The sequence below is a fragment of the Porphyromonas sp. oral taxon 278 str. W7784 genome (assembly GCF_000467855.2).
Lineage (GTDB): Bacteria > Bacteroidota > Bacteroidia > Bacteroidales > Porphyromonadaceae > Porphyromonas.
This window is the reverse complement of sequence record NZ_KI259234.1, coordinates 1-4,523: the sequence shown is the minus strand read 5'-3', so window position 1 is coordinate 4,523 and position 4,523 is coordinate 1. Positions and strand designations below refer to the sequence as shown.

Sequence of the window (4,523 nt, the reverse complement as noted above, 5' to 3'; positions counted from 1 at the left end):
CGGGCACAAAGCATCAGATGCTTTGTGCCCGATGGCGCTTGAGGTTAGTAACCAAATCTTAGGCTACAGCTCCCTGCGTAGACGGGCTACAGGCAGGCGGAGCTGCTCTCGGTACTTGGCTACGGTACGGCGGGCGATTGGGTAGCCCCGCTCGGAGAGCAGCTGGGTGAGCAGCTCGTCGGAGAGAGGCTTACGCTTATCCTCTTCGGCGATGAGCTTCGCTAGGGCTTCACGGACTTCACGGGTGGAGATGCTCTCACCTTCGTCGTTGATGATGCCTTCGCCGAAGAAGAACTTCAGCATGTAGACACCGAAGTCGGTCTGCACGGACTTGCTGTTGCTCACCCGAGAGATCGTACTGATGTCTAGACCCGTAGCCTCGGCGATATCCTTGAGGATCATAGGTCTCAGCGCCGAGATCTCGCCCGTGAGGAAGAAATCCCGCTGATGGGCGACGATGGCCGTCATCGTCTTGCGGAGCGTCTCCTCTCTCTGCTGGATGGCGTCGATGAACCATCGGGCTTGCTCGACCTTGTGCTTGAGGAAGGTGAAGGCCTCTCGGCTCTGTCGTGAATCCCCTCGCTGTCCCTTCTGCTCCTCGAGGAGAGCCAGATAGGTGGGGCTGAGGCGAAGCGGAGGCAGATCCCGCTCCCCGACCAGAGAGATCAGCAGTTCGCCATCCCGCTCCGTGACGATAAAGTCCGGCGTGAAGTGGGCAAACCGCCCCTCAGAGTCGTCCCCGTAGCCACTGGCGGGCTTGGGGCTCAGATGCGAGACGAAGGTGTAGAGTTCCGCTAGACGCTCTTCGCTCACTCCTAGGCAGGAGCAGAGGCGATCGAAGCGCTTATTGACAAAGTCCTCATAGTAGTCCCGGATCATCCGGTACGCCTCTCGGTGCAGGGGAGTCTCGGGGAGACGCTCGATCTGCAGTAGGAGAGATTCCCTGAGATCACGGGCAGCGATGCCTGCCGGGTCAAGGGTCTTCACCAGACGAATCAGCTCTTCGATCTCCTTGGGAGCGACGGAGAGGCCTGCCTTGAAGAGCAGGTCATCCTCGATCTCCTCCACCGAGCGAGTCAGGTAGCCATCGCTGTCGATATTGCCGATGATGTAGCGGGCGATCTCACGGCGCACACCGTCAAGGGGCGTCACCAGAGCAAGCTGGTCCATGAGGTATTCGTCCAGCGAAGGTGCCCCAGCAGCGAAGGGTATTTCCTCCCTCACCGACTGGCGCTCCTGTAGCTCTCGGAGCTTGTAGTCGGGGATATCATCCTCGGTGGCGTATTCGCCGAGCTCCCAGTCCTGATCACTGGCATCTCCCTCGGGTGTGGAGTCCTCCGACTCACGCTGAGGCTCCTCGTAGTTCTCTTCTAGAGCGGGGTTCTCCTCCAGCTCTCGCTCTATACGTCCTTCGAGCTCCAGCCCGGTGAGCTCCAGCATCTTGATAGCCTGGATCTGGGCAGGAGTGAGCGAAAGGGATTGGTCGAGCTTCTGCTGCTGCGTGAGCTTATTCATCGGGGAGGAAGGGGTCTAAGCGGAGGGAAAGACAGGAGAGGAGGGAGGGGAAGGTAGGGCTAGAGATCTTCGTGATCGTAGGTCCAGACGATCTCTTCGCCATTGATGCGGAAGACCTCCTTGCGGGCAAGAGCAAAGAAGTAGTCACTGAGGCGATTGATGAAACGCAGGACATTAGGCTCTAGGGGAGTCTCGCTGTTGAGGCGGTAGATGATCCGCTCAGCACGACGGCAGACCGTACGGCAGACGTGTGCCGAAGCAGTGATGGCTCCACCCGAAGGGAGTATGAAGGCCTTGATGGGAGGTACGAGGTCGTCGAGGCGGTCGATCTCACGCTCTATGCGGGCGACGGCTCGCTCAGTGACACAGGTTACCTCCTGTACTTCGTCCCGCGTGGTATCGGTAGCCAGATAGCCACCCACGGAGAAGAGCTTGTGCTGTAGCCAGAAGAGGAACTTACGATCCACCTCTTCTAGGTCATGGGAGAGGAGCACACCGACGAAGGAATTCAGTTCGTCGATCGTGCCGTAGCTCTCTAGGCGAATATCATACTTAGGGACACGCTGTCCGCCGACGAGCGACGTACGACCTTTGTCGCCTCCCTTGGTGTAGAGTTTATACTTCTCTGTATCCATAGCTTTGTGGAGTATTGATAGTTAGGTAGAGTCTTCGGTGCTCCTGATGCCTCTAGAGGTCTAGTAGGTACATCGGAGATGCTGTGGTGCGACGCAGGGCGGTGAGTGCAAGGTCTTTGCCCACACGTATCCCTTCGGAGAAGAGGCGCTGCTCGACAGTCTTCCAGCAGAGATCAGGGTGGTTATTGTCCTTACTCAAGTGGCAGAGCCAGACGTTCTTCATGCCCGGGTGGTAGACACGACTGAGGAGCTCGGCAGCCTCATCGTTCGATAGGTGACCTAGGGGCGAAGACACACGTCCCTTGAGGAACTCTGGGTAGCTCCCCGAGCGAAGCATCTCACGGTCATAGTTGGCCTCGAGCACTACATGATCGGCACGACCTACGTAGTCCTCGATGATATCCGTGACGTGCCCCACATCAGTGGCGAGCGTGAACTTGAAGTCCCCCTTAGTGATATGGTAGCCGACATTCTCAGCGCTGTCATGCGGTACGGGGAAGGCTTCGATAGTGAAGCCAGCCAGCGTGAAGGGCTCACGGATGGCTATATCCCGTCGGGAGGGGCCTATAGGGTCCTGGACGAAGCGACTATGCGCTATGCTGTCGTGCACCAGACGAGTGGCATAGATCGGCAGGTGGTAGACTCCGCCGACGACACCTATGGTGCGTATATGGTCGGCATGATCGTGGGTGACGATCACCCCGTGGAGGTGACCTCCGTCCAGAGTGATCCCCTCAGCCTTGAGTGTCTTAGTGATGGTGCGTATGGGGATCCCAGCGTCAATGAGGAAGCCCCCGTCTTCGTCTCCCAGATAGTAGCAGTTCCCACTGCTTCCGCTGGAGAGACACATGAACCTGATCATCTGTATATATAGATATGCAAGCTTAGTCTTAGCGGCGATAGATGGACGTCTCCCGTGAGAAGCCTTCCATCTCTTGGTCGAGGCTCATCTCACCTCTAAGAGGAATGGCCATGAGCTGACCTACCTCCTCCGAACTGAAGCCCTGACCAAGGAGGTACATCAGCTTGGTGAGGACGGCTTCCGTCGTAGCATCACGCCCGCTGACGACCCCTATCTTCTGCAGGAGAATCCCCGTCTCATAGCGCATCATATCCACGTAGCCGGTGACGCACTGAGTGACGTTGACGATGACTACACCTCGGGCAACTGTCGATCGAAGAGCATCGAGGAACCACGGGAGCATCGGCGCATTACCGCTACCGAACGTCTCGAGTACTACGCCTCGGAGCGTGGGGAGCGACAGGATCGACTCCACGACACCACGGGTGATCCCTGGGAAGAGCTTCAGCACTGCCACGTTCGGGTCAAAGTGAGGGTGTACAGCGAGTGTCCGCCCCTGAGGGGCCTTAGCGATCACAGCATCATGGTAGCGTATCTCGATACCCGCATAGGCTAGGTGAGGATAGTTGTACGACTCGAAGGCGCTGAACTGATCCGCACTGACCTTGCTCGATCGATTACCACGCATCAGATAGTTCTCAAAGAAGAGTGTGACCTCGGGTACACGAGGGCGACCAGCCTCGTCCCGTGCTGCTGCGATCTCGATAGCGGTGATGAGATTCTCCTTGCCATCGGTACGGAGCTTCCCCACGGGGAGCTGAGAGCCGGTGAAGACGATCGGCTTAGAGAGCCCTTCGAAGACGAAGCTCATCGCCGAAGCCGTGTAGGCCATCGTATCCGTCCCATGGAGGATGACGAAGCCATCATAGTCCTCGTAGTGCTCCTCGATGACCCGTGCCAGCTGCACCCAGTGCTCCGTGGTGATCGCCGACGAGTCCAGCGGGGGCGAAAACTCCACGCTCGATATATCACATCCCAGGAGACGAAGCTCGGGGACATTGTCTTGAAGGTAGTTGAAATCAAATGGTTCGAGAGCCCCCGTCTCGGGGTTCTCTACCATGCCTATCGTGCCTCCGGTATAGACGAGGAGGATGGATACTCGCTGTGCAGCCATGCTGTGGTGTAGTCGTTAGGGCAAGAAGCGGAGGGGCTAAGGCCTTGGGGATCATCCCTTCGGGAGGGTGCATCTGCTCCGCTGTAATTCTCTCTACACAAAGATAACAATAATCTACAGCCATACGGCTCGTAGACGCCGACTTCCCTCAGGCCAAGGCACCTCCGTCCACGGACGCTCCCCTCGAAGGCCGATCACGGACCAAGGCGTTTCTTCGCCCCTCGATCAGCCTCCTTCGCTCCGCCAAAATTTGCGCCGACGATCGAAGGAAAAAATCACGGCGGCGTAGTCCTTCCCCGAGGGACGTCCCTACCCTACAAACACGGCTTTTCTCGCCCCTTCGGCATCCCCCCTCCCAAGACCCTAAAAAACGACCTACGGTAGGTCGTCGAAAAAA

4 protein-coding genes are annotated in these 4,523 nt (G+C 57.8%); all 4 read right to left on the bottom strand.

The annotated features are described in order from the left end of the window. Positions 1-63 precede the first annotated feature (63 nt). The 4 genes from rpoN to HMPREF1556_RS04450 are packed head-to-tail and all read right to left on the bottom strand — an operon-like array spanning position 64 to position 4,126. Positions 64-1,515: an RNA polymerase factor sigma-54 gene (gene rpoN / locus HMPREF1556_RS04465; protein WP_021667101.1), complete on the bottom strand. Its 1,452-nt coding sequence runs from the start codon at positions 1,513-1,515 to the stop codon at positions 64-66. 59 nt (positions 1,516-1,574) lie between these two features. Continuing rightward, complete coding sequence (locus HMPREF1556_RS04460) at positions 1,575-2,150, bottom strand: cob(I)yrinic acid a,c-diamide adenosyltransferase (RefSeq protein WP_021667100.1); 576 nt, start codon at positions 2,148-2,150, stop codon at positions 1,575-1,577. Between the two features lie 52 nt (positions 2,151-2,202). Continuing rightward, entirely contained in the window at positions 2,203-3,012 is an 810-nt protein-coding gene (locus tag HMPREF1556_RS04455; RefSeq protein ID WP_021667099.1) for an MBL fold metallo-hydrolase, read from the bottom strand. Positions 3,013-3,040: 28 nt separating this feature from the next. Then, on the bottom strand, positions 3,041-4,126 hold the full coding sequence (locus HMPREF1556_RS04450; protein WP_021667098.1) for an asparaginase: 1,086 nt from the start codon (positions 4,124-4,126) through the stop codon (positions 3,041-3,043). Between the last annotated feature and the right edge of the window lie 397 nt (positions 4,127-4,523).

What these genes read in the sequence shown, in the direction of transcription:
- rpoN (WP_021667101.1), bottom strand. Translation starts at nt 1,515, where the DNA reads ATGAATAAGCTCACGCAGCAGCAGAAGCTCGACCAATCCCTTTCGCTC.
- HMPREF1556_RS04460 (WP_021667100.1), bottom strand. Translation starts at nt 2,150, where the DNA reads ATGGATACAGAGAAGTATAAACTCTACACCAAGGGAGGCGACAAAGGT.
- HMPREF1556_RS04455 (WP_021667099.1), bottom strand. Translation starts at nt 3,012, where the DNA reads ATGATCAGGTTCATGTGTCTCTCCAGCGGAAGCAGTGGGAACTGCTAC.
- HMPREF1556_RS04450 (WP_021667098.1), bottom strand. Translation starts at nt 4,126, where the DNA reads ATGGCTGCACAGCGAGTATCCATCCTCCTCGTCTATACCGGAGGCACG.